Source organism: Corynebacterium sp. UD i78, from assembly GCF_056280545.1.
The window spans coordinates 2,858,051-2,882,489 of the sequence record NZ_JBWCED010000001.1 but is presented as its reverse complement, the minus strand read 5'-3'; the positions used below and the strand labels follow the sequence as shown (position 1 = coordinate 2,882,489).

The following is a 24,439-nucleotide window of genomic DNA, read 5'->3' as shown; positions in this document are numbered from 1 at the left end:
GCTGTATCTGCCGCGTGTGTCTGACGTGGTTGTGCCGCTGTCAGCGCTTCCGCTTCTTCTTACCCCGCGAGCCCTTCTTCGCCGCCTCGACGGCCGCCGCGTTCGCCGCCTTGACCATCGGCACGAAGCCACCGACCACCGCGAGGTAGGGCACCAGACCGAGATAGCCGGCCCAGTCCGCCTGCACGATCAGGCCGATGACCAGGGCGACCAACCACACAACCGCGGTCACGGCGATGGTCTTCCTGGCGACCGGCAGCGCAGCCTCGTGACCGGCAGCCCAGGTCGCGTCGGTCTTCTTCACGGTCGGGGTGACCAGGCCGAAGCCGCTGTCCCGCGACAGATGCCCCTGCGCCGCCGCCCGGACCATCGCGAAGACGATCCATGCCGCGACTACCGCCAGTACACCGGCCAGCAGGCCCAGGGTCTCATCACTCATAGACACAAGAGTATCGGCGTTCACCGCGGGGACCGAACCGGACTCATCTCATCCCCGAGGATGATCAGCTCCCCCGGCCCCTTCGTTATGCTGTCCTCCATGACTCAACCTCCCCGACCGAACGACGGAAGCGACAACTACGCCCGGGACCACCTCGGGCGCGTCCTGCGCGACCGGTTCGGCAACCCGGTGCCGCGGCGACCCGAGGCCCGCCCCGGTAGCGCCGGGACCGGCGGGGAGGCAGGACAGGACCAGCCGCGGGGTCGCCACGAACGCTCCGGGGCACAGCCGCCCGCACAATCCCCCTCACAATCCCCCTCAGAACCCCCCTCACAACCCACGGACAACAGCACCCGGATGTACGGGGATTCCCCCTCACAGCAGAGCTCCGGTGGCCAGCCCGCGCCGCCGCAGTACCGGCGGGCCGGGAACCAGCAGCAGGGCCAGCCGCCCTACCGCGACCAGTACCTGCCACGCGATCCGGCGCAACAGCCGATGCCACCGATGCAGCGCCCGGAACAGCGGGGCCAGCCGCCCCGCCAGACCCCATCCCGGGCGCCGCGTCAGAAGAAGAAGCGCCGTCGCCCGCGCATCGGACGCATCCTCGGCGTCCTCCTGCTGGTGATCGTCGTCATCATGGGCGGTACAGCGTGGTGGGTCGATTCCAGCCTCAACCGGATCGACGCACTCACCGACTCCTCCACCGGCAACACCAAGGGCACGAACTGGCTGCTCGTCGGCTCCGACTCCCGCGAAGGTCTCTCCGAGGAGGACGGTGAACGCTACGCCGCCGGCGACCTCTCCGAAGGCGGCCAGCGCACCGACACGATCATCGTCGTCCACGTCCCGTCCTTCGGTGGCAAGCCGACGATGGTCTCCATCCCGCGCGACTCCTACGTGGAGGTGCCCGGCTACGGCATGGACAAGATCAACTCCGCCTTCTCCTACGGCGGTCCACAGCTGCTGCAGCAGACCGTCGAGCAGAACACGGGCATGCGTATCGACCACTACATGGAGCTCGGATTCGCCGGCTTCGCCGGGATCGTGGACGCCGTCGGTGGCGTCACCCTGTGTCCCAAGGAGCCCATCGACGACCCGATGGCCGGCCTGAACGTCGAGGCCGGCTGCCAGGAGATGGACGGACCGACCGCGCTGGGCTACGTGCGTACCCGCTACACCTCGGCCAACGGTGACCTCGACCGGGTCGAGCGCCAGCGTGAGTTCCTCACCGCGGTGATCAAGAAGGTCGGGTCCCTCTCGACGATGATCAACCCGTTCCGGGCCTTCCCCCTGATCAGCAACCTGACAGATGCCGTGACCGTGGACAACGGGGACCATGTGTGGCACCTGGCGTCGCTGGGACTGGGTCTGGTCCGCGGTTCCGAGCAGCAGACCGTCCCGGTCGGCGGTTTCGCCGACACAGACGCCGGCAGCGTCGTCCTGTGGGACGACGCTGCCGCAGAGGAACTGTTCTCGACGATGCGCTGAGCGGTGCTGACAGCTGCGCCGGGCAGTTCCGGGAGGGGGGAGCTGAGCTGACTAGAGCGCAGCGAGGGCGGCGTCGTAGTCGGGCTCGGTGGTGATCTCGGGGACCAGCTCGGTGTGGAGCACGGTGCCGTCGGTGTCGATGACGACGACGGCCCGGGCCAGCACACCAGCCAGCGGGGAATCCAGCAGACGCACGCCGTAGTCCTCACTGAAGGAGGAGCGGAACGACGAGGTCGCGGTGACGTTCTCGATGCCCTCGGCGGCGCAGAAGCGGCCTAAGGCGAAGGGGAGGTCCTTGGAGACCGAGATGACGACTGTGTTGTCCAGGCCGGTGGCGCGCTTGTTGAACTCACGCTCGGAGTTCGCGCACACGCCGGTGTCGACCGACGGGAAGATGTTGAGGATCACGCGCTTGCCGGCGAAGTCTGTCAGCGAGACATCCTGCAGGTCAGCGTTGACGGTGGTGAAAGCGGGCGCCGCGGCACCGACGGCGGGGAGATCGCCGACGGTGTGGGCGGGGGTTCCGGAGAATGCGGTATCAGCCATGACACCGTTTCTACACGGTTCTCGCGGATCGTGACCCCGCGGTCAGCGGATCGTGACCTCGCGGGCGATGATCGTCTGCTTCGACTTCTGCTCCTCGGCGGTGAGCTGGGCGGCATCACCGGAACCTGCGAGCTCGTCGAGGGCGGCGGCGAGCTTGGCGTCCAGCTTCTCCAGCGGGGCGGCGAACTCCGGTGCGGTGACCGAGTTGTCCAGGTCGAAGACCGGGACGAGCAGGCCGTGGGTGCGGAAGACACCGGCGAAGCGGGTGTCCTCGCCGAGGTTCAGCTCACCGGCGGCGTGCACGCGGGCCAGGGCCGGCAGCAGCACATTCTCGGTCTCAGGGCGGATCCAGCGGATGTGGGCCTTCTCTCCCGGGTCGATCCACCAGGCGGCACCGGTGACCGGGGCGTCGATGCGCTCGGACGGCAGGACCGAGTCATTGGCCTGCTGCAGGGTCTGCTGCACGGTCGGATTGGACTGCTGGTCCTCGGTGAGCCACCAGTTGAAGTCCTCGGCGACGTCGATGATCGGGGTCTGGTCCTTGACGAGCAGGGTGTCCAGCGCCGGCTCGGAGCCGTCGGCGACACCGGTCTCCAGGGAGGCACCCGGCGCGGCGTCCTTCACCCAGTTCAGGGTGAAGGCGAGGTCGCGGTTCGGGTTGTTGCCACGCTGGGCAGTCTGCAGGGCGACGAGTGCCTCACCACCCTCCTCCTCCGGGCGGACCAGGGCGGCGACGGCACCCGGCAGCACGGTGACGATGCGCACCGGGCGGGGGAACGCGGCGTCCACCACCGTCTCGGCGAGGAAGTGCGCCGAAGGGACGAACTCCTGCATCGCGACGAGGTCGGCCTCGGCCGCGAAGCCGTCGTAGGGGCGGGGGTCGCGCGCAAAGGCGGCGCGCTCTGCAGCGCGGCGGGCGAGCTTCGCCTGGCGGCGGCTCATGCCCTCGGGCAGGACTTCTTCGTTCTTCTTCTTCTTGGCCACCCGGCCAGTGTATGTCAGCGGCTCAGGCTCCGGAACGGGTCGCCCCCTCGCACCACCCGCGGGCCCGGTCCGGGAAGTCCGTGGCGATCCACCCGATGTCGTGACGCTGCGCCCACCGGACGTTCCCCGGAGTGTTCAGCGTGTAGAGGTAGGTGTTGGACGGCGCGTCCCCCAGTCCCTGCGGTGCGGTGCGTGCCCGGGTCACGGCGAAACCCGGGGACTGGGCGACACACGCCGGCTCCAGATGACGGACCACCTTCCAGCCGGTGTACTCCTTGCGCAGGTACACGCGGTGGATCCCCGGGTTGATCTTCCGGAACCGGGCCAGGGAGCCGGGGTCGAAGGAGATGAGGTGGACCAGGTCCGCGCCCGGGCCGGTGGCCGTCTCCTCAGTCAGGCCCGCCGCCATGAGGTCGCTCTGCAGGGCGTGTTCCAGCTGGCCGCGGCGCTCGGCGAAGGTGTCGAGGCGCTTGGTCTCCACGAAGATCTCCGGGCGGTAGTCGTGCCGCCCGTCGGGCCGCTGTGCGTCCTTCACCAGCCCCAGCAGCTCTGCCAGGGTGAGGATCCGTTGCGGACGCTCGACTGTGCCGAAGTTCAGTTCCCGCAGCTCGGCGAGGGTCTTCGTGTTCACCGCGCCGGTGCCGTCGGAGGTGCGGTCGACCGTCGGGTCATGGAGGCAGACCGCCACCCCGTCGGCGGTGAGCTGGATATCGCACTCCACTCCGTCCGCACCGAGCGCGAAGGCGGTCTCGTAGGCGTCCTGCGTCATTTCCGGGTGGTATCCGCTGGCGCCGCGGTGCGCGATGATCTTCACGCTTCACACGGTAGTCACGGCAGGCACCGCGGTCACGGTAGGCTGACTTCCGTGGCAGAAAACCCGGCAGTCGGTACCCCACTCCCCTCGGTCAGCGATACGGCGCTGGTGTTCGAGGGCGGGGCGATGCGGTCCGCCTTCTCCTGCGCGATGGTGCAGGCACTGGTCGAAGCGGGGATCTCCTTCGACTGGACCTACGGAAACTCGGGCTCCGCGGTGCACGTGGCGACCTACCTCTCCCACGAACCCGAACTCGCCCGCGACTACTACACGGTCTTCCCCGGCGACCCGCTGTTCGGCGGCATCCGACCTTTCCTGCGCGGCGACGGATTCTTCAACACGAAGTACCTCTTCAGCGGCACCGCCCGTATCGAGGACCGGCGTATGGCCCCGGACTGGACCGCCATGAAGGCCAATCCCGGCAACTTCCGCATCTCCGGATTCAACGGTCGCACCGGCGAGACCGTCCACTGGAGCAAGGCAGACATGACCGGGTTGGACGACTTCCTGCTCCACGCCCGCGCCTCGGCGTCGCTGCCGGTGCTCATGCCACCGACGCGGATCGGCGGGGAGATCTTCTTCGACGGTGCCTTCGGGCCGACCGGTGGCATCCCCATCGACTCCGCACGCGAGATGGAGGGCTTCGACCGTTTCCTGGTCATCATGACGAGGACGCGCTCCTACCGGAAGAAGGCGACGAAGCTCGCCTGGGCGGTGAACCGGTGGTTCCCGCAGTACCCGGCGCTGGTGGATTCTATGCGTGACCGGCACATGCGCTACAACCGCACCCGCGACTGGATCTTCGAACAGGAGCGGCTGGGCCGGGCCTACATCTTCGCGCCGCACCGGATGCCGATCGGCAACGGCACCCGGAAGCTCAACGAACTCGCGGAGACCTACGAGGCCGGCCTGGCGCAGGCCCGCGAGGAGATTCCGCTGATCAAGCGGTTCCTCGGACTCTAGTTCGGCGCCGGATCCGCGCTAGAGGTCGAAGACGCCGGCGCCCTCCATGACCTGTTCTAGAGTGTCAGCGGAGTGGGCGAACTGGTCGCTCTCCGTGGCGTCCAACGGCAGTTCAACGGCTTCGCGGACGCCGTCGCGTGCGATGACGGCGGGAGTGCCGATGTAGACGGGACGGCGTCCTTCCCGGCCGTAGATACCGTCGACCAGCGTGGACACCGGTAGGGCGACATCCTCGTTGCCGAGGACGGCCGCGGTGATCCGGGCCAGGCCCTGGCCGATGCCGAAGCTGGTCGACCCCTTGGCCTTGATGATCCCGTAGGCGGCGTCCCTGGTCTGCGCGAAGATCCGGTCGGCGGCCTCGGTGCCACCGGCGGCGGCGAGGCGGGTCGACAGCGGGACGCCGGCGACCGAACCCACCGACCAGACGGGCAGCTCGGTGTCCCCGTGCTCGCCGATGACGTAGGCGTGGACCGACGTCGGGGCGATGTCGAAGTGGTTACCGAGCGCCCAGCGGAGTCGGGCGGTGTCCAGCACCGTGCCGGAACCGATGACGCGGCGGGAGGGCAGCCCGGACACCTTCCAGGTGACGTAGCTGAGGATGTCCACCGGATTGGACGCGACAAGGTAGATACCGTCGAATCCGGAATCACGGACAGAACCGACAATGCCCCGGAAAATCCCGACGTTCTTTTCGACGAGATCCAGTCGGGTTTCGCCGGGCTTCTGGGCAGCGCCGGCGCAGATGCAGACGATGTCGGCGTCCGCGCAGTCGGCGTAGTCACCCTGGGTGATGACGGTGCGGTGGTTGGACCAGGGGACGGCGTGGTTGAGGTCCTGGACCTGGCCCCAGGTCTTCTTCTCGTCGAGGTCGATGAGGACGAAGCGGTCGCAGAGACCCTGGTTGATCAGGGCGAAGGCGTAGGCGACGCCGACATCGCCGGCGCCGACGAGGACGATCTTCGTGGCCGGAATGCCGGCCGGGGTGGTGGCGCCGGTGGTGGTCATGGCGCGGTCCTTCCGTTGAGGTGGTGGTTTCATGTTCAAGGATAGCCGCGGCATGCCCGGGCGAACGGGGTGGAGAATGTCACTTTGCCCACAAAGTTCCCTACCTTGAACTTTCTTTTTCGAATTGCTGACCATTGCACAGTTCGGAATTTCGGGCCACACTGGACGCCGTAACAGACGTTATGACGAAAGGACCACGAAACATGGCCGTGTACGAACTTCCCGAGCTCCCTTACGCCTACGATGCGCTGGAGCCGCACATCTCCGCCGAGATCATGACACTCCACCACGACAAGCACCACGCGACCTACGTCGCCGGCGCCAACGCCGCTCTGGAGGCCCTCGAGAAGGCCCGCGAAGAGGGCGGCAACCCGGACACCATCCGTGCGCTGTCCAAGAACCTCGCCTTCAACCTCGGTGGCCACACCAACCACTCCATCTTCTGGAAGAACCTCTCCCCGAACGGTGGCGGCGAGCCCACCGGCGAGCTGGCCGAGGCCATCAACCGTGACTTCGGTTCCTTCGAGAAGTTCCAGGCGAACTTCAACGGTGCCGCCCTGGGCCTGCAGGGCTCCGGCTGGGCCGTCCTGGGCTACGACCACATCGCCGGCCGCCTCATCGTCGAGCAGCTGACCGACCAGCAGGGCAACACCTCGGTGAACTTCACCCCGCTGCTCATGCTGGACATGTGGGAGCACGCCTTCTACCTCCAGTACAAGAACGTCAAGGCCGACTACGTCAAGGCTGTCTGGAACGTCTTCAACTGGGACGACGTCGCCGAGCGCTTCGCCGCCGCCAAGGCGTAGCAGTTCCCGCAGTTCTGTAGCGCCGGACCGCTCCAGGCGGTTGTACGGAGAGTCGTCACCGACTCCTCTGTGAGGTCCTGACACGGGCGTCTCAGGGTGGTTTCCATCCCCGGAACCACCGTGAGGCGCCCGTGTCGCATGTGTGGGTGGGCACAACCCGGCCACAACCCCAGACGCGGCTACGACTCGACCGGTTGGTCTGGTACGCCCGGACCAACCGGTCGGGTCGTACCCGCACCACGCGTCCGCCGCTAGGCTGGCGAGGGTGAGCAAGAAGGACAGGAAGAAACAGCACGGGGCCACGCCCGCCGTGCTCGCACTCGAAAAGGCCGGTGTCGACTTCACCGTCCGCACCTTCGAGCACGATCCCGAGGTCGCGGACTACGGGGACGAGGCTGCCGCAGCACTCGACATGCCGGCACAGCAGATCTGCAAGACTCTCCTCGTCGAACTCGACGGCGGCCCGCACGACGGACGTATGGGGGTCACCATCGTCCCGGTAACGATGATGCTCGACCTCAAGGCCGCCGCCTCGGCCTTCGGGGCGAAGAAGGCGACCATGGCGGACCCGAAGGCCGCCGAGCGCTCCACCGGCTACGTCGTCGGCGGCATCAGCCCACTGGGCCAGAAGAAGCGCCTGGCCACGGTGCTGGACGACGGCGCCGCGTCCGAGGAGACCCTCCTCGTCTCCGGCGGACGCCGCGGCTTCGACGTCGAGCTCACCCCCGCAGACCTGGTGACCGTCCTGGACGCAACGGTCGCCCCCATCGGCCGGGAGGACCTCTACCGGTGACCCCACCGGCAGAAGACGACTACCCGCAGGTGACGCCGGTGGCGTGGACCGGACAGTAGCCGTCCGGGTTCTTGTCGAGATACTGCTGGTGCTCGTCCTCGGCCAGGTAGTACTCTCCCGCCGGCGTCTCGGCCAGCGGCACGATCTCTGTGGTGATGTCACCGTAGCCGGCGTCCTTCAGCCGCTCCCCGTAGGAGGAGACCACCGACCGGGCGATCTCGACCTGCGCGGCGACCTCCTCCGGCGTCCCGACGGGGTAGATCGCCGAGCGGTACTGCGAGCCCACGTCATTGCCCTGCCGGTCGCCCTGGGTCGGGTCGTGGTTTTCGAGGGCCACCCTGAGGATCGACTCGAGCGAGACCGCCGACGGATCCCAGACCACATCGACGACCTCGGAGTGCCCGGTCCGCCCGGTGCACACCTCACGGTAGGTCGGGTTGGGTGTGTAACCGCCTGCGTAGCCCACCGACGTGGCCTCCACCCCGTCGATCTGCCACAGCAGCTTCTCCGCACCCCAGAAACACCCCAGGCCCAGCACGATGTGCTGCTGGCCGGGCTTCCACGGGCCGGTGACCGGCGTCCCCAGCACCGTGTGGGGCTTCGGATCGGTCAGTACGGGTTGGTGTCCGCCCTTGAGCGCGGTCTCGCTGTCCGGCCGTTCCGCGTGAAACGGCCCGGACGAGTTCATGGCCATCAGTCGTTGCAGGAAATCCACGGTTGTCCCGTCCTTTCTCAGTACTCCAGCGGCGGAACACCGGGTGCCCCGAGCCGCAGCCAACGACGCACCGCGGCAGGTGCGTAGCAGTCGTCGGCGTTGTAACGCTCCAGGGTACGCCGGGCACGGGAGGACGCCTCGGCACGCGCACCGGCGTCCGACCCGTCATCCCCGTCGACGTCCCCCACCGCGATCTCGAAGAGGTCGACCGCTGCCCGGCCGTCGACATCCTCCTGGCTGAAGGTGAAACCCGCGAGCTTCGCCACGGACTTCAGTCCCAGTGACCCGTTCGCCGCCAGTGCGGTCTTGACCAGGGCGAAGACGTCGACCCATTCGGGCGAGTTGAGGAAGGCGTTGACGTCGGCGAGGGTCGGCATCACGATGCCCGGCGCGTACTCGCGTCCGCCGAACCGGGTCGCATAGCTGCGCATCCAGTGGTTCTCGCCCTGCTGGGAGTAGCAGTAGGCGCGGAAGACGCGGTAGGAGTCATGTGCGGCTCGGCGGCGGGCCATGAGCCAGGTCCAGTAGCGGGCGACGTGCTCCCCCTCGTCACCGTCGCGACTGAAGTCGGTGAAAGGCCGGTACTCGGAGCCGTCGAAGGTGCCCCAGAGGAACGTGCCGCGCGAAGGGTGGGCCTCCATGTCGACGTCGATCTCCACGGCGTCCCCGATCTCCGCGGCCATCGGCAGTTCGCCGTCGCCGAGGTGTCCGGGCATGCGGAAGGCGTGACCGCACCACAGGTCAGGGCCCGTGATCCACCGGCGCAGCGGTCGACGCAGGAACTCCACCCCGGCCATCCAGGCGGCCGCCAGGGCGGGGTCCTCCCGGTTGACCCCGGGAAGCGTCGACAGTTCCGCAGGCCGGTCGGCGAGGGCGGCCAGATCCGGCAGGGTGTGGACGCCGAGTTCGCGCCACTGCCGGCCCCGGTCGCCGGGGAGCATGAGGCTGAGGTCGCCGCTGTCGACGAGCTCGCGCCGGCAGTGGTTGTGGAACTCGCAGCCGAGGCACTCGCGGACGCGCACCGGGTGGGCCGGGACCGGTGCCTCGAGGGCACGTTCCAGGCCGTCGAGTACGCGGTCGGCGGGGATGACGACGCACCGGGCGTAACCGCCGACCCCGGTGGTCCCTCCGGCGCCGCCACCGATGAACCCGACGTCCCCGGACGCCAGACCGAGCCGGTCGAGCAGGACATGGGCGACGGCGACCTTCTGGGAGTCGACGGCGTTGCTGCGGTGCTTCAGTGGGGCGACGACCGGTGTGGACAGACCGAGAGCTGCGACGTCCACCACGCGGACACTGTTCTTCTCCGCCGCGCCTTTCGCCCGACGCGCGGTGGTGTGCGCGGTGACGGTCACCGGCATGTACACAGTGGACCCGCTGATCCCCGCACCGTCGTCGAGCCGGACCAGCAGGTCGACGTCACAGGCCAGGGCATCGTCCGCGAGGCGGGCCCCGGTGATGACGCGGACGCCGGCGGCGAGGGCCTCCAGGGTCTGCTCCTCGGCGGTGCCGTCGTCGACGACGTCGATGCGGCTGAACGTCACCCGGTCACCTTGACGGGCGACGGTGGGCAGGGCCGAGGCCACGGCTGCACGGCGCAGGGCCGCGCGTTGCCGGTGGGCCTGACGGTCCGCCCTGGCGGTCAGGGAGAGTTCAGGGGTGACGCGTCCTCCGGTCGCGGCGCGCAGCAGAATACTGCGGCGGCGGCAACCGGTGAGGTCTGCTGGAGTCACCGGTGTGACCGGCAGAAGGTGGTTCGTCACAATAGGTCCCATCCTATTGGCTAGAGTGGTCCACCAGAAACACACGCGGTCACCGGTCGGCACCGCAGTACGTTCCACAGCAGGTACAGGAGACCTTTCACATGGGAGTTGTCAGTTCTATCCGCCGTAGGCGCCACGAGAAGAAAGCGGCGTACAAGGCGGCGAAGGTCCAGGCGAAAGAGACGGCGAAGGCCACCGCAAAAGCGGACAAGGCCCGGGAAAAGTACCTGCAGAAGACTGCCGGCAAGATCCGCGCCATCGACGACAAGGCCGCGAAGCGACAGGACAAGAAGGATCTCGAGTCTGCGAAGGCCCTGGTCGCGCAGGCGAAGTCCAAGCGCGTCACCGCAGGTAAGGTGCTCGGCTGGGTGAGTGCCGCCCGCGTGGTGATCCCGGTCGCCGCACCGCTGGCCTACCGTGCCGTCGCGAAGCTGGGGTCCACCCCGTCCGGTCAGGGCATCTCTTCGCTGCTCGGCGGTTTCGGCGCCGGCGCCACCGCCCCGGGGCATGACGCTGTCCAGCGCGCACGTATCGCGGATCTGCGTAACCGTGCCGGTGCGACCAATGTCCCGGATTCCGTGGAAAAGGAAATCAACGGAAAGCTGCGGACGCTGGAGACGAGGCTGAAATCCGCGTCCTCCGAAGCCGAGCTCGCCGCTGTGTCCACGGAACTTGATCTCCTGGACGCCAGGCTCGACGCCGCATAATTCACGTCAACAGTGCCGACGTTAGTTTTCCCGCGTCGACATTCAGCGAATTGACAGGGCAGATATTCGCGCGGCCCGTTCTATATGGGTTACACTCGCTCACCAGAAGCATCAGCATCCATCAGCGTCCATCTGCATGAACGAGTAAAGGATTATCACCATGGCACGTCGTGAAGTCACCCAGTTCTTCGACGATCTGGACGGTACCGCCCTCAGCGCGGACGCCGTGAACGTCGTCGAGTTCTCCTACGCCGGTTCGGATTACACCCTGGACCTGTCCGAGGACAACGCACTCAAGTTCGCCGTTGATCTGGAGCCGTACCTCAAGGTCGCCACCAAGGTCGCGAAGACCCGTTCCAACCGCTCCCGCGCCACCGGTTCCGCTGCTCCGAAGTCCGACCCGAGCCGCAACAAGCGTATCCGCGAGTGGGCCCGCGACAACGGGCACACCGTGTCCGCCCGCGGCCAGATCTCCCACGAGATCATCTCCGCCTATGAGCAGGCCAACCCCTCCGACCGCTGATCGACGACTGATAGACCGCCGCTTCCCGGCAGGTCAGAGCATTCCCGCTTCCCGGGCCGCCGCCACTGCGGAGGTACGGGAGCGGACGCCGAGTTTCGTGTTGATGTGCACGAGATGCGATTTCACCGTCGCCTCGGAAAGGAACAGGGTGGCACCTATTTCACGGTTACTCCGCCCGTCCGCGACCAACTGGAGAACCTCGAGTTCCCGACTGGTCAGCGCATTCGCCGGTTCCTCTTCCCGGTGCATCAGACGGGTCGCCACCGACCCGGACATTGCCGTCGCCCCGGTCGCCGCAGCACGGACCGCGGAAATGAGTTCCGCCGGTGGGGCGTCCTTGAGGAGATAACCCACCGCACCGGCCTCAATGGCCCCGAGAATGTCGACATCGGTATCGTAATTCGTGACCACGAGCACATTCGGTGGATCCGGGAGTTCCCGGATACGGGCGGTGGCAGTTGCCCCGGTCTCCAGTTCCCGACCGGACTGTCCGGGGCCGAAGCGCAGATCCATGAGCACCACGTCAATGTCCGGGCCGGCATTCTCCACGGCACGGACCGCGTCATCGGCGGTGTCCGCCTCACCGATAATGGTGATGTCCTCTTCACTGTCGAGAACGGCACGCAGCCCCATTCGGACAATAGCGTGGTCATCGGCGAGAAGTACCCTGATCATTCTGATTCTCCTGTATCTTCACTCACCACGGTTCCGCGCGGCACGCTCACCACGACGGCTGTCCCGCCGTCCGGTGTCGACTCGATCTCCAGCGTCCCGCCGAGGCTCCGAGCCCGGTGGGCCATCGCCGACAGGCCGATGTGGCCCTCCCCGGCGCGCTCGGCGGCACTGTTGTCCACCGCGTCCCGGTCGAACCCACAGCCGTCGTCGACGATGTCGAGACGCACTGACCCCGGCTCCACCGTCAGCGTGATCCGCGCCCTGTCGGCCCCGGAGTGCTGGCGGACATTGGACACCGCGGACTGCGCGATACGCAGCAGCCCCGCCTCCACCCGCATCGGCAGGTCTGGGCCGTCACCACGCCCGCTCGTGGCGTCCTCGATGTCGACACTGAGGTCGAGGTCGTCACTGCCCGCGGACGCCGCCAGCCGACGCAGTGCCTCCGGGAGTGATCCCTCCTGGAGATCGTCGGGCTGCAGGGCGGCGATGATCGCCCGGGTCTCCCGGAGGCTGCGGGCAGCCGTGGAGCGGGCAAGGTGCACCCGGTCCAGGGCGGCCGACTCCTCGGGAATGTCGCGTTCGGCGGCGTGGAGCAGCATCTGGATACTGGAGAGCCCCTGGGCGACCGTGTCGTGGATCTCGTGGGCCAGACGCTCGCGCTCGGTGATGATGCCCGCCTGACGCTCCGACTCGGCGAGCAGGCCACGGGTCCGCACCAACTCGTCGATGAGCTGGCGGCGACTCTCACTGACCGCGGACATGCTCCGCACGACCATCGCGATGGCGATCGCCGCGACACCGGACAGGACCGGCCCGAGGATCGCACCGGTGCTCGGGCCGGCGACCGCCGCGGAGAGCATCACCGCCAACGCGGTGACCACGCCGGTCGCGACCGCCCCCCAGGGCGCGGGCAGCAGCAGAAGATAGAGGACGAACAGGACGAGGGCCAGATAGGACGCGGTGGCCTCCTGTGACGCCAGGGCGATCCAGAGCAGCGTGAGGACGGCCAGCCAGCCGTAGCGGTGCGGCGACTCGACCGGGAACGGCCGCATCAGGCCACTGGCCGCGACGACAGAGAAAGGGACGACCAGGACGACCACGAGGGTGAGGGAATCGTCCTCCCGGCCCGCCGCGGCCCACACGGTGACCACGAGGAGCAGTGCGAGAGCGAGTCCCAGCGACCCCCTGATCACCGGGGAACCGCGGAAGACTCCCGTCCCCGGGCCCGACACTGTATGCATGGGACATACCGTAGCCTGTCCTGGGTACGCAGGGGGATTCCAGGGGCTTCGGGGCGGGGACGCAGGGGAAGTACAGACGGCAAAGGTATCCTCGTAGCGTGCAGCTCATCGAGTACCCCGTATCCCTGGTCATGAAGGCGTGGCATGTCTTCCTCACCTGGCTGGGCATGGACGCCATCTCATCATGGCCGCTGACGATCGTTCTTCTGGTGGTGACGGTGCGCCTGATCCTCCTGCCGTTCGCGTACCGGGCGCTCTACTCGTCCCGGATGCTGATCAACCTGCGCCCGGCGATGCACGCACTCGAGGTCGAGTACAAGGGGGTGAAGGACCGCGACAAGATCCGCGAGAAGATGGGGAAGCGCAAGAAGCTGCAGCAGGACGGCGGCTACCGGATGCGTGACGGCTGTATCCCGTCGCTGATCCAGATCCCCTTCTTCCTCGGCCTGTACCGGATTCTGCTGACCGTCTCGCGGCCGACCGACCTGGAGAACGGCACCCACCAGAGCATCGGCGCCCTGAACGGTACAGATGTGGGACAGTTCCTGCAGGCCGAGGTCTTCGGTGTGCCGCTGCCCGCGTACTCGGTGATGACCGATGAGCGGTTCGAGTTCCTCGGGACCTCCTCCTCCGAGGTCTTCCACATCGCACTGCCGCTGTGTCTCATCGCGTCGGTGCTGACGACCTCGAATATGGCGTACTCACTCAAGCGGAACTGGATGACCCTGGACGAGGACAGTGCCGTCGCCCGTGGCCTGTTCAAGTTCATGATCCTCCTGGTACCGGTGATGCTCATCTTCCCGCTGGCCTTCGGTCTCGCCGGCCCGGCCCCCGTGGCGATCATGTGCTACTGGGTGATGAACAACCTGTGGACGATCGCCCAGAACGTGGCTCTCCAGTTGGTCATGGACCGGAAGGCGCCGTACTCGGAGGAGTTCCTCGCCCACCGCAGGGACGTCGGGGCACGGCGCAAGCAGCTGCGGGTCGCGAAGAAGTCGAAGGACCTGCCGGCCGGGGCACCTGCGGAAGACGACGAGGACGCTGCGCCTGTCGAGGACGCGGCGTCCGGGGAGGAGACAACGGAGACAGCCCCCGTCGAGGAAACGACGGAGGCAGTGGAGACAGTGGAGGATCCGGACGAGGGCCCCGGTGGCCGACACCGGATCGACTGACCGGGGCTCAGTAAGTCAGATGCTGTACATCATCGGTGCCGTGTAGAGCAGCTGCTTCGCCAGTTCACGGGCAGTCTCCAGGGGAGAGACGGTGCGGCTCATCTTCGACCCGGCGATACCACCGTCGAGAAAGACGATGAGCTGGTCGGCGAGAGTGCGGGAGGCGTAACCGAACTTCTCGGTCAGCAGGTCCGCCATCGTGTCACGACACCACCGGCGGTGCTCCAGTGCAGCCTGGCGGATACGGTGCTCGCTGTCGGTGTCCGGACGCGGGTACTCACTCGCCGCATTCTGGAAGTGGGAGCCGCGGAAGTTCTCCTGCGGCTCATCTGCGATGGCCATGTCGAAGAAGGCGAGAATGCGGTCCTCCGGCTTCGGACGGTCGGCGCACATCTCCTCCCAGCGACGACGCCAGTCCTGGTCGAGCTCCTCGATATAGGCGACGACGAGGTTGTCCTTCGACCCGAAAAGGGAATAGAGACTGGCCTTCGCGACGTCGGCGTCCCGCAGGATCCGGTCAATGCCGATGACACGGATGCCCTCGGTGGTGAACAGCTGCGTGGCGCTCTCCAACAGCCGCTGGCGCGGGCCCGGGCGGTTGCGCCGACGGGAGGACGCGGACTTCGCGGAACTGCGGGAGGATGACTTCCGTGCCGACGTACCTGCGGCGGAGACCGGGGTACCGTCGCCGTCCTTGGTCGTCGGAGCGGAGTTCGTCATCAGTTATTCTCCTGGATCTCAGCGGGGTGGGGGGACCGGAAAGGCCCCACCTTTCCCGGACAAGCCTACACGACAGACAGAACAGTCCATATGTGGCTTGCGGGCGAGGTGAGGCCTCCGGGTGCCGGTGAGGAGGGCGTCCTCCCGGTCCTCCTAGCGGGAGTTCGGGCGGACGACCATCATCGGGCACGGAGCGTACTGCAGCAGAGCACGCGAGGTGGAGCCGAGGAGCATGCCGCGGAATCCACCGCGACCGTGGGAACCCAGCACGAGGAGCTGGGAGCCCTCAGCGGCGTCCTTCAGCACCTGGATCGGACGGTCACGGGAAAGAACCTCCTCGATCTCGACGTCCGGGTACTCCTCGCGGAACGGGGCGAGCTCCTTGGAGAGCATCTCGCGTTCCTGTGCGGCGATCGCGTCGATCTGGCTCTGCATGGCACTGAGGCCGACCAGGCTGGTCTGAAGTTCCTGGTCCGCCCAGCTGTGGACGGCACGGAGCGGGGCCTTGCGGGCGTCCGCCTCACGGAAGGCGTACTCGAGGGCCTTTCGGGAGATCTCGGAGCCGTCCACACCGACGGAGACGGGGCCGTACTTGGTGTCGGTGGTGACGTTGTTGTCCTTGCGGATGACGACGACCGGGCAGGCGGCGTGCGAGACGACGGCCGAAGACACCGAGCCGAGGACCAGGCCGGACAGTCCGCCGAGGCCACGGGAACCCATCACGATGATGTCAGCGCTCTCGGAGAGCTCGAGGAGCATGTCGATGGGGGTGCCCTCGACGATGATGTGGCCGACCACGAGATCAGGGTTGAACGCTGCGACCTGCTCGCGGGCGTTGTTGATCTTCTCCAGCGCCTCCGCCTCAAGCTCGTCGTAGAGTTCCTGCGGCGGAACCATGCCGTCGGCGTACATGAACTGGGGCATGGTGTAGGCGGTGACGAGCTTCAGCGAAGCTCCACGCTTGGTGGCGGCGTTCGCAGCCCAGGCCACGGCGGTGGCACTGGCCTCGGAGCCGTCGACGGCGACGACGATCGCATTGTCAGCGGTGATCTTGGTGTCCGACATGGGTTCCATCCTTGTCTTCGTGGGTTTTACTTCCCGGCACCCCCTAGTATCCCCCTTTTCGGTCACAAATGGGACGCATCCTCACCCCCGCAATGGGGTAAACCGGAAGTGACCCACCCGGAGGGTGCAGTGACCAGCACTGATCCGCGGGTGGGTTGGTTGACCTCGTGTTCCCGTCAGGAAATGGCAGGGGAGTTGGCGGGGAAGAAGAAGCCGAAGGCGGTCTGGGCCGAGCCGACCACGGAGCCGCCGATGCTGGTGCCCATGAACTGGTTGACCAGTGCGATAATCAAGTTCAAATCCATAACTGAGGAGCTTATCCTGCGAAACCCTCCGCTACCAGTAGTAGACGGCCTCAACCCCTCCCGGGTGAGGGTGGAGTCGGCGACGGCAGCTGCGGCGGCGGTTCGCCATCTCATCGAGACCCAGCACCACCACGACCCCACGGACGACGAGACTGCGTTGTACGAGCGCTTCCGTCGCGGGGAGGTCCGGCTCGACGACGGCACGGTACTTCAGCCGGCGGACACGGTGGCCGGGGGCACCTTCATCTGGTTCTACCGCCGTCCTGCCCCGGAACGTCCGGTGCCCGGTGAGATGCACCTCCTGTACCGGGACGAGAACATCCTCGTCGCCGACAAGCCACCGTTCATGTCGACACTGCCCCGTGGTCGGCACATCACGGAAACGGCGGTCGTGCGCGCACGGCGCCAGTTCGGCGTCGACGATCTGTCTCCGGTGCACCGTCTTGACCGTCTGACGCGGGGCATCCTGCTGTTTACGGTGCGTCGCGAGGTCCGCGGCGCGTACCAGCAGCTCTTTGAGCGCCGGCTCGTACAGAAGACCTATGAGGCGGTGGCGCGGCGTCCTCCGGAATGGAATGACCTGTCGCGGGTGGACGTTCCCGCTGGTGCGCTGCACTTCGGTAGCCCTGCGTCAACGCTGCCTGCACCGGGCGTTGCTGAACCGTGGGTCCTACGCCACCGACTGCTCAAGGACCGCGGGCATCTCGCGACCTACGTCGCCGAGGGGAACGCCAACAGTGATACCGCTGTCATCGGGATCCGTTCCCACGACAGAGATGACTCGAAGCTGGTGTGGACGCTGCAGCCCCATACAGGCCGCACCCACCAGTTGCGGGTGAACATGAGGTTGTTCGGGACGCCGATCCTGGACGACCCGATATACTCCGACATCTCAGACCGGGCACTGTACGACCAGACCGCTCCCCTGCCCTACGTGCCGGCGGTCGAAGATGAGGACTTCTCCCGCCCCATGGGCCTGACCGCCCGGGAACTGTCCTTCACTGATCCCCTGAGCGGCGAACCGCATCACTTCGCGAGCTCGTACACGAGCTGACCGCCCACACCTCCACGTTCGGCCCACTGCGGCCAACACCACCGCGGTCAGGAGGCGCGGTCGATCGACCGCCACACCACAACCCGGTACAGATCCGACGAACTACCGGGTTCTCCCGATCCATGACGAGTTCTGACGGACACCGACCCCGCTCCGCACCACGCCCACACAACCCCACACCCCCCAGGCACCATCCGGGTACACAAAAAAAGGGGCCGGGCCCGGCCGACCACCCCACAAGATGACCGACCAGACCCGACCCCCGACACACGCACAAAAAAGAAGAGTGGAAGAACAATCCGAAGATCGTTCTCCCACTCCTCAATATCACGATGAATGCCGGCGGCGTCCTACTCTCCCACACCCTCCCAGGTGCAGTACCATCGGCGCAGGCAGGCTTAGCTTCCGGGTTCGGAAAGGGACCGGGCGTGACCCCACCGCTAAAACCACCGACAAAACACACGAAACAACACACACCCAACCACCACAGTGGCCAGTATGCCGTGCCATTCCAGACACTGCACAGTGGACGCAACATACGCTTCAATCAACACAATCAAGCACAACGCTCTTAATGCAGCGCTCGGCCAATTAGTACCGGTCACCTCCAACACTCACATGCTGTCCAGATCCGGCCTATCAACCCCGTAATCTACAGGGAACCTCAAACGAAACCTCATCTCGAAACAGGCTTCCCGCTTAGATGCTTTCAGCGGTTATCCCTCCCATACGTAGCCAACCAGCCATGCCACGGGCGTGACAACTGGCCCACCAGAGGTATGTCCAACCCGGTCCTCTCGTACTAGGGTCAGCCTTTCTCAAGTTTCAACGCGCACGGCGGATAGAGACCGAACTGTCTCACGACGTTCTAAACCCAGCTCGCGTGCCGCTTTAATGGGCGAACAGCCCAACCCTTGGGACCAACTCCAGCCCCAGGATGCGACGAGCCGACATCGAGGTGCCAAACCATCCCGTCGATATGGACTCTTGGGGAAGATCAGCCTGTTATCCCCGGGGTACCTTTTATCCGTTGAGCGACACCGCTTCCACAAGCCGGTGCCGGATCACTAGTCCCTACTTTCGTACCTGCTCGACCTGTCAGTCTCACAGTCAAGCTCCCTTGTGCACTTACACTCAACACCTGATTACCAACCAGGCTGAGGGAACCTTTGGGCGCCTCCGTTACTCTTTGGGAGGCAACCGCCCCAGTTAAACTACCCACCAGGCACTGTCCCTAACCCAGATCATGGGCCGAGGTTCAGATATCCAATACGATCAGAGTGGTATTTCAACAACGACTCCACAACCACTGGCGTGGCCGCTTCACAGTCTCCCACCTATCCTACACAAACCGAACCGAACACCAATACCAAGCTATAGTGAAGGTCCCGGGGTCTTTTCGTCCTGCCGCGCGTAACGAGCATCTTTACTCGTACTGCAATTTCGCCGGGCCTGTGGTTGAGACAGCAGGGAAGTCGTTACGCCATTCGTGCAGGTCGGAACTTACCCGACAAGGAATTTCGCTACCTTAGGATGGTTATAGTTACCACCGCCGTTTACTGGGGCTTAAATTCTCCGCTTCGGACAAAAGTCCTAACAGGTCCTCTTAACCTTCCAGCACCGGGCAGGCGTCAGTCCGTATACATCGACTTACCGTCTTCGCACGGACCTGTGTTTTTAGTAAACAGTCGCTTCCCTCTATTCTCTGCGACCCACACCAGCTCAAGAGTGCAAGACCCTATCACCAGCACGGGCCCCCCTTCTCCCGAAGTTACGGGGGCATTTTGCCGAGTTCCTTAACCACAGTTCACCCGATCGCCTTAGTATTCTCTACCTGACCACCTGTGTCGGTTTGGGGTACGGGCCGAATGTGCACTCGCTAGAGGCTTTTCTCGACAGCATAGGATCACCGACATCCCCGCAAACGGGTACGCATCACGCCTCACCTTTCACGTCGCCCGGATTTACCTGGACAACAGGCCACACGCTTACACCACAATCCACTAAGTGGCTCGGCTACCTTCCTGCGTCACCCCATCACTTGACTACTACCAGCTCAGGTCCCACGCATCCATCAACCACCACAGCCAAAGACCATGGCAGAAAACTTCAGGGCGGTTAGTATCACCGATTCATCATGATCGCACACACACGGGTACGGGAATATCAACCCGTTATCCATCGACTACGCCTGTCGGCCTCGCCTTAGGCCCCGACTCACCCTGGGAAGATTAACTTGACCCAGGAACCCTTGGTCATCCGGCGGATGAGGTTCTCACTCATCATTCGCTACTCATGCCTGCATTCTCACTCGCATAGCCTCCAGCACTGGGTCACCCCGCACCTTCAACGGCCACACGACGCTCCCCTACCAACCCACACACTGGCCAAACCAGAATGCGAGCTCCGCGGCTTCGGCGGTGTACTTGAGCCCCACTACATTGTCGGCGCAGGACCACTCGACCAGTGAGCTATTACGCACTCTTTCAAGGATGGCTGCTTCTAAGCCAACCTCCTGGCTGTCTTCGCGATCCCACATCCTTTTCCACTTAGTACACCCTTAGGGGCCTTAGCCGGCGATCTGGGCTGTTTCCCTCTCGACTACGAAGCTTATCCCCCGCAGTCTCACTGCCGCGCTCTCACTTACCGGCATTCGGAGTTTGGCTGATGTCGCTAAGATGATAGTCCCGCTAAACCAACCAGTAGCTCTACCTCCGGCAAGAAACACACGACGCTGCACCTAAATGCATTTCGGGGAGAACCAGCTATCACGGAGTTTGATTGGCCTTTCACCCCTACCCACAACTCATCCCCTCAGTTTTCAACCTAAGTGGGTTCGCGCCTCCACGACGTCTTACCGTCGCTTCACACTGGCCATGGGTAGATCACCCCGCTTCGGGTCCAGGACACGCCACTCAACACACTAGTTAGTATTCGCTTTCGCTACGACTACCCCACACGGGTTAACCTCGCGACGTGCCGCTGACTCGCAGGCTCATTCTTCAAAAGGCACGCCATCACCACCACACACAGTGCAGCACGGCTCTGACGGATTGTAAGCGCACGGTTTCAGGTACTATTTCACTCCCCTCCCGGGGTACTTTTCACCATTCCCTCACGGTACTATCCGCTATCGGTCACAATGAGTATTCAGGCTTACCGGGTGGTCCCGGCAGATTCACAGCAGATTCCACGAGCCCGCTGCTACTCGGGGCACCTCGTAACCCAACCACACATGCTTTCACGTACCGGACTCTCACCGTCTACGGCAGGCCATTCCAAACCACTTCCGCTAGCACACATGACCGGGCGACTGACTGTCAGACCAGTCGAACAAGACCCCACAACCCCGACCACGCAACCCCTGACAGGTATCACACATGACCGGTTTAGCCACTCATCCACTTTCGTTCGCCACTACTCACGGAATCACTATTGTTTTCTCTTCCTACGGGTACTGAGATGTTTCACTTCCCCGCGTAACCTCCACACCAGCTATACATTCACCGGCAGGTGACCGCACATAACCACGGCCGGGTTTCCCCATTCGGACATCCTCGGATCAACGCTCAGTTGACAACTCCCCGAGGCATATCGCAGTCTCCCACGTCCTTCATCGGCTCATCATGCCAAGGCATCCACCGTGCGCCCTTAACACACAACACTAAGAACGCATCAGATGAACACAAACCTGCAGAAAAACCACAGAATCAGTATTCACACGACACTTACAAAATTGCATCAAAAAAGAAGATACTCGCGTCCACTATACAGTTCTCAAACAACACAGTCACAAAGGACCCGGAGCACCCACAACCAACCACACACAACCATGCACGACCAGCCACAAGAACCCCAACAGAAACAAACAACACACAGCTGCTGTTCCAGACACCCAACAACGCAACGAACCAAGCAGTCACACAATCACAGACAAACGACCCACAAACGGGCTGATCTCCACCCGGATAAACAAAAACACCCGACGCCCGTATTGACGCGGAATGCACAAAAAATAAAGCTCCTTAGAAAGGAGGTGATCCAGCCGCACCTTCCGGTACGGCTACCTTGTTACGACTTCGTCCCAATCGCCGATCCCACCTTCGACAGCTCCCTAACGAGTTTGGGCCACTGGCTTCGGGTGTTACCAACTTTCATGACGTGACGGGCGGTGTGTACAAGGCCCGGGAACGTATTCACCGCAGCGTTGCTGATCTGCGATTACTAGCGACTCCGACTTCATGGAGTCGAGTTGCAGACTCCAATCCGAACTGAGACCGGCTTTAAGGGATTAGCACCACCTCACGGTGTAGCAACCCACTGTACCGACCATTGTAGCATGTGTGAAGCCCTGGACATAAGGGGCATGATGATTTGACGTCATCCCCACCTTCCTCCGAGTTAACCCCGGCAGTCTCTCGCGAGTCCCCACCATAACGTGCTGGCAACACAAGACAAGGGTTGCGCTCGTTGCGGGACTTAACCCAACATCTCACGACACGAGCTGACGACAACCATGCACCACCTGTATACCGACCACAAGGGAAAACGCATCTCTGCGCCGATCCGGCATATGTCAAGCCCAGGTAAGGTTCTTCGCGTTGCATCGAATTAATCCACATGCTCCGCCGCTTGTGCGGGCCCCCGTCAATTCCTTTGAGTTTTAGCCTTGCGGCCGTACTCCCCAGGCGGGGCGCTTAATGCGTTAGCTACGGCACAGAAGTCGTGGAAGACCCCCACACCTAGCGCCCACCGTTTACGGCATGGACTACCAGGGTATCTAATCCTGTTCGCTACCCATGCTTTCGCTCCTCAGCGTCAGTTACTGCCCAGAGACCTGCCTTCGCCATCGGTGTTCCTCCTGATATCTGCGCATTTCACCGCTACACCAGGAATTCCAGTCTCCCCTACAGCACTCAAGTTATGCCCGTATCGCCTGCACGCCCGGAGTTAAGCCCCGGAATTTCACAGACGACGCGACAAACCACCTACGAGCTCTTTACGCCCAGTAATTCCGGACAACGCTCGCACCCTACGTATTACCGCGGCTGCTGGCACGTAGTTAGCCGGTGCTTCTTCTACCACTACCGTCACTTCCGCTTCGTCATGGTTGAAAGGAGTTTACAACCCGAAGGCCTTCATCCCCCACGCGGCGTCGCTGCATCAGGCTTGCGCCCATTGTGCAATATTCCCCACTGCTGCCTCCCGTAGGAGTCTGGGCCGTGTCTCAGTCCCAATGTGGCCGTCCACCCTCTCAGGCCGGCTACCCGTCGACGCCTTGGTAGGCCATTACCCCACCAACAAGCTGATAGGCCGCGAGCTCATCCTGCACCGAAAAACTTTCCACCACCGACACTAAACGATGGTCCTATCCGGTATTAGACCCAGTTTCCCAGGCTTATCCCGAAGTGCAGGGCAGATCACCCACGTGTTACTCACCCGTTCGCCACTCGAGTACCCTGCAAGCAGGGCCTTTCCGTTCGACTTGCATGTGTTAAGCACGCCGCCAGCGTTCGTCCTGAGCCAGGATCAAACTCTCCATAAAAGCAATAAACCCCATAAAGAGCCATCACTGGCAAAAATAAATATACTGAACTGCTGACATCCAAAAAAATGAATATCCACGCATGCTCCCGGTCGGGGGACCGGGAAACCATGCGCCGGTCACAACAACCGACAGAACAGACCTGAGATTCAGTATTTAACACGCAGTCACCCACGTGCCGGCACCAACCCAAGTCACCATCTGCCGACCATGCGACAAAAACTTGATTCATCACGCTATTGAGTTCTCAAACAACATCCGCACACAACGAATCACTCACCCTTGATCAGGCGAGCTCCGAAGCGGCTGTGACCGATACTGTACAACACCCGGTGCACGAGGGCAAACCGAAGATGTCCGCCGGGTAAACAGTCCGTTACCCGATGTGACGTACACGTTCCAGCGCCGTTGTCCTCCGCCTCAGTCCTCGTCCCTCTCGGGCCGGTGACCGGCGGTATCGGTCGCGCTGACCAGACATAATCTACACAGCACCCCTCAGCGCCACAAACCTGCTGGTCGGAGACGATTTTACGTTGGCACCAGTTCGCCATGCCCCGGACTTCGCGCATGGAACAGCGCGACGCCAGCCGGGTCAGCAGCGGCACGAGCCCCATGCCACCGCCCCGCGCCAGCACCGCGTGCTCCGGATCCGGTTCGCTGAGCCACAGTCCGAGGTCGTGGGCGCGGACGCCCAGCTCGGTGTACTCCACGTGGCGGGGGGGCGATGATCCAGGTGCGGTCCGGATCCGCAGTGATCTCGCCGAGAAGGACGCTGTAGCGGAGATCACGGTTCTGGATGTCTCTGGATGTCAAAGCCCCGGTAGCGCTCGTCGAGCAGTGTGACCTGCGCGCGGACTCCCCGCCCGATCACCAGGCTGGCCAGGGTCTCCTGTCCGCGCGAGAGTGAGGGGAACCGGGCTTTCGGGTCAACTCCGAAGCGCCCGACCAGCTCCGTGGCGAAGGACTCGTCCCAGCTGGTCCACCGGGCGGCTGCGATGTCCATGAGCGTCCGCACCGACATGTTCGGCGGATAGGGAACGTCCGCGCCGGCGGGAACGAGGTGGTCGAGGACGCCACGGTTGTCCCACACCGGGGGACGCATCACCCTCCTCACCG

Annotated in this window: 21 protein-coding genes and 3 rRNA genes; 8 read left to right on the top strand and 16 right to left on the bottom strand. The window is 64.3% G+C overall.

The features are described 5' to 3' along the window. Positions 1 to 40 precede the first annotated feature (40 nt). Positions 41 to 439 (bottom strand): hypothetical protein, encoded by a 399-nt coding sequence (locus ACZ9GM_RS13475; protein ID WP_476038125.1) that lies wholly within the window; start codon positions 437 to 439, stop codon positions 41 to 43. Between the two features lie 99 nt (positions 440 to 538). Here ACZ9GM_RS13475 and ACZ9GM_RS13470 point away from each other — a divergent pair, with 99 nt between their 5' ends. Beyond that, the gene (locus ACZ9GM_RS13470; RefSeq protein WP_476038124.1) at positions 539 to 1,927 is read left to right on the top strand and encodes an LCP family protein; all 1,389 of its coding nucleotides are present in this window, start codon (positions 539 to 541) and stop codon (positions 1,925 to 1,927) included. A 51-nt stretch (positions 1,928 to 1,978) separates the two neighbouring features. Here ACZ9GM_RS13470 and tpx read toward each other — a convergent pair whose 3' ends face one another. From tpx to ACZ9GM_RS13455, 3 genes are read right to left on the bottom strand one after another with little or no spacing between them, the layout of a single operon-like run. Then, complete coding sequence (gene tpx / locus ACZ9GM_RS13465) at positions 1,979 to 2,473, bottom strand: thiol peroxidase (protein ID WP_476038123.1); 495 nt, start codon at positions 2,471 to 2,473, stop codon at positions 1,979 to 1,981. Positions 2,474 to 2,515: 42 nt separating this feature from the next. Beyond that, a complete protein-coding gene (locus tag ACZ9GM_RS13460; protein ID WP_476038122.1) occupies positions 2,516 to 3,457 on the bottom strand; it encodes a DUF5926 family protein in 942 nt (313 codons plus the stop codon). Positions 3,458 to 3,479: 22 nt separating this feature from the next. Further along, complete coding sequence (locus ACZ9GM_RS13455; RefSeq protein WP_476038121.1) at positions 3,480 to 4,271, bottom strand: glycerophosphodiester phosphodiesterase; 792 nt, start codon at positions 4,269 to 4,271, stop codon at positions 3,480 to 3,482. Between the two features lie 51 nt (positions 4,272 to 4,322). Between ACZ9GM_RS13455 and ACZ9GM_RS13450 the strand changes: the two genes are divergently transcribed. Then, the gene (locus tag ACZ9GM_RS13450; RefSeq protein WP_291475141.1) at positions 4,323 to 5,234 is read left to right on the top strand and encodes a patatin-like phospholipase family protein; all 912 of its coding nucleotides are present in this window, start codon (positions 4,323 to 4,325) and stop codon (positions 5,232 to 5,234) included. 18 nt (positions 5,235 to 5,252) lie between these two features. Here ACZ9GM_RS13450 and ACZ9GM_RS13445 read toward each other — a convergent pair whose 3' ends face one another. Beyond that, positions 5,253 to 6,239, bottom strand: coding sequence for an L-lactate dehydrogenase (locus ACZ9GM_RS13445; protein ID WP_476038120.1), 987 nt, complete (start codon positions 6,237 to 6,239; stop codon positions 5,253 to 5,255). Positions 6,240 to 6,442: 203 nt separating this feature from the next. Between ACZ9GM_RS13445 and ACZ9GM_RS13440 the strand changes: the two genes are divergently transcribed. Both ACZ9GM_RS13440 and ybaK read left to right on the top strand, forming a co-directional pair. Beyond that, the gene (locus ACZ9GM_RS13440; protein WP_141328880.1) at positions 6,443 to 7,045 is read left to right on the top strand and encodes a superoxide dismutase; all 603 of its coding nucleotides are present in this window, start codon (positions 6,443 to 6,445) and stop codon (positions 7,043 to 7,045) included. A 265-nt stretch (positions 7,046 to 7,310) separates the two neighbouring features. Continuing rightward, positions 7,311 to 7,838, top strand: a complete 528-nt coding sequence (gene ybaK, locus ACZ9GM_RS13435; protein WP_476038119.1) for a Cys-tRNA(Pro) deacylase — start codon at positions 7,311 to 7,313, stop codon at positions 7,836 to 7,838. A 19-nt stretch (positions 7,839 to 7,857) separates the two neighbouring features. Here ybaK and msrA read toward each other — a convergent pair whose 3' ends face one another. Both msrA and ACZ9GM_RS13425 read right to left on the bottom strand, forming a co-directional pair. Continuing rightward, positions 7,858 to 8,553 carry a peptide-methionine (S)-S-oxide reductase MsrA gene (gene msrA, locus ACZ9GM_RS13430; protein WP_476038118.1) on the bottom strand — a complete coding sequence of 232 codons (696 nt, stop codon included), beginning with the start codon at positions 8,551 to 8,553 and terminating at the stop codon, positions 7,858 to 7,860. A 17-nt stretch (positions 8,554 to 8,570) separates the two neighbouring features. Then, entirely contained in the window at positions 8,571 to 10,328 is a 1,758-nt protein-coding gene (locus ACZ9GM_RS13425; RefSeq protein WP_476038117.1) for a hypothetical protein, read from the bottom strand. Positions 10,329 to 10,417: 89 nt separating this feature from the next. On the opposite strand from ACZ9GM_RS13425, the gene ACZ9GM_RS13420 reads away from it, so the two are divergent. Continuing rightward, positions 10,418 to 11,023 carry a DUF6474 family protein gene (locus ACZ9GM_RS13420; protein WP_476038116.1) on the top strand — a complete coding sequence of 202 codons (606 nt, stop codon included), beginning with the start codon at positions 10,418 to 10,420 and terminating at the stop codon, positions 11,021 to 11,023. 160 nt (positions 11,024 to 11,183) lie between these two features. After that, complete coding sequence (locus ACZ9GM_RS13415) at positions 11,184 to 11,546, top strand: histone-like nucleoid-structuring protein Lsr2 (RefSeq protein ID WP_291475152.1); 363 nt, start codon at positions 11,184 to 11,186, stop codon at positions 11,544 to 11,546. Positions 11,547 to 11,579: 33 nt separating this feature from the next. Here ACZ9GM_RS13415 and ACZ9GM_RS13410 read toward each other — a convergent pair whose 3' ends face one another. Together ACZ9GM_RS13410 and ACZ9GM_RS13405 are read right to left on the bottom strand one after the other, a co-directional pair. Further along, positions 11,580 to 12,221, bottom strand: a complete 642-nt coding sequence (locus tag ACZ9GM_RS13410) for a response regulator transcription factor (protein ID WP_476038115.1) — start codon at positions 12,219 to 12,221, stop codon at positions 11,580 to 11,582. Continuing rightward, entirely contained in the window at positions 12,218 to 13,462 is a 1,245-nt protein-coding gene (locus ACZ9GM_RS13405) for a sensor histidine kinase (protein WP_476038114.1), read from the bottom strand. Before ACZ9GM_RS13405 ends, ACZ9GM_RS13410 begins: the two co-directional genes overlap by 4 nt. A 98-nt stretch (positions 13,463 to 13,560) precedes the next feature. Here ACZ9GM_RS13405 and yidC point away from each other — a divergent pair, with 98 nt between their 5' ends. Continuing rightward, on the top strand, positions 13,561 to 14,634 hold the full coding sequence (gene yidC / locus ACZ9GM_RS13400) for a membrane protein insertase YidC (RefSeq protein WP_476038113.1): 1,074 nt from the start codon (positions 13,561 to 13,563) through the stop codon (positions 14,632 to 14,634). Between the two features lie 15 nt (positions 14,635 to 14,649). Here the strand turns inward: yidC and ACZ9GM_RS13395 are convergent, their stop codons facing one another. The 3 genes from ACZ9GM_RS13395 to ACZ9GM_RS13385 form a co-directional block, all read right to left on the bottom strand. Next, a complete protein-coding gene (locus tag ACZ9GM_RS13395) occupies positions 14,650 to 15,354 on the bottom strand; it encodes a TetR/AcrR family transcriptional regulator (protein ID WP_291475161.1) in 705 nt (234 codons plus the stop codon). Between the two features lie 153 nt (positions 15,355 to 15,507). Beyond that, positions 15,508 to 16,419, bottom strand: a complete 912-nt coding sequence (locus tag ACZ9GM_RS13390) for a universal stress protein (protein WP_291475163.1) — start codon at positions 16,417 to 16,419, stop codon at positions 15,508 to 15,510. Between the two features lie 176 nt (positions 16,420 to 16,595). Then, a complete protein-coding gene (locus ACZ9GM_RS13385; RefSeq protein WP_291475165.1) occupies positions 16,596 to 16,724 on the bottom strand; it encodes a hypothetical protein in 129 nt (42 codons plus the stop codon). Between the two features lie 70 nt (positions 16,725 to 16,794). On the opposite strand from ACZ9GM_RS13385, the gene ACZ9GM_RS13380 reads away from it, so the two are divergent. Beyond that, the gene (locus ACZ9GM_RS13380) at positions 16,795 to 17,778 is read left to right on the top strand and encodes a pseudouridine synthase (RefSeq protein WP_476038112.1); all 984 of its coding nucleotides are present in this window, start codon (positions 16,795 to 16,797) and stop codon (positions 17,776 to 17,778) included. 337 nt (positions 17,779 to 18,115) lie between these two features. On the opposite strand, the gene rrf is transcribed toward ACZ9GM_RS13380, so the two are convergent. From rrf to ACZ9GM_RS13360, 4 genes are all read right to left on the bottom strand, one after another. Then, positions 18,116 to 18,232, bottom strand: a 5S ribosomal RNA gene (gene rrf, locus ACZ9GM_RS13375). 116 nt (positions 18,233 to 18,348) lie between these two features. Beyond that, a 23S ribosomal RNA gene (locus ACZ9GM_RS13370) occupies positions 18,349 to 21,445 on the bottom strand. A gap of 362 nt (positions 21,446 to 21,807) precedes the next feature. Next, positions 21,808 to 23,323: ribosomal RNA gene (locus ACZ9GM_RS13365) — 16S ribosomal RNA — on the bottom strand. The 16S, 23S and 5S rRNA genes sit together here, the layout of an rRNA operon. A 784-nt stretch (positions 23,324 to 24,107) precedes the next feature. Next, positions 24,108 to 24,425 carry a hypothetical protein gene (locus ACZ9GM_RS13360; RefSeq protein ID WP_291473981.1) on the bottom strand — a complete coding sequence of 106 codons (318 nt, stop codon included), beginning with the start codon at positions 24,423 to 24,425 and terminating at the stop codon, positions 24,108 to 24,110. Positions 24,426 to 24,439 lie beyond the last annotated feature (14 nt).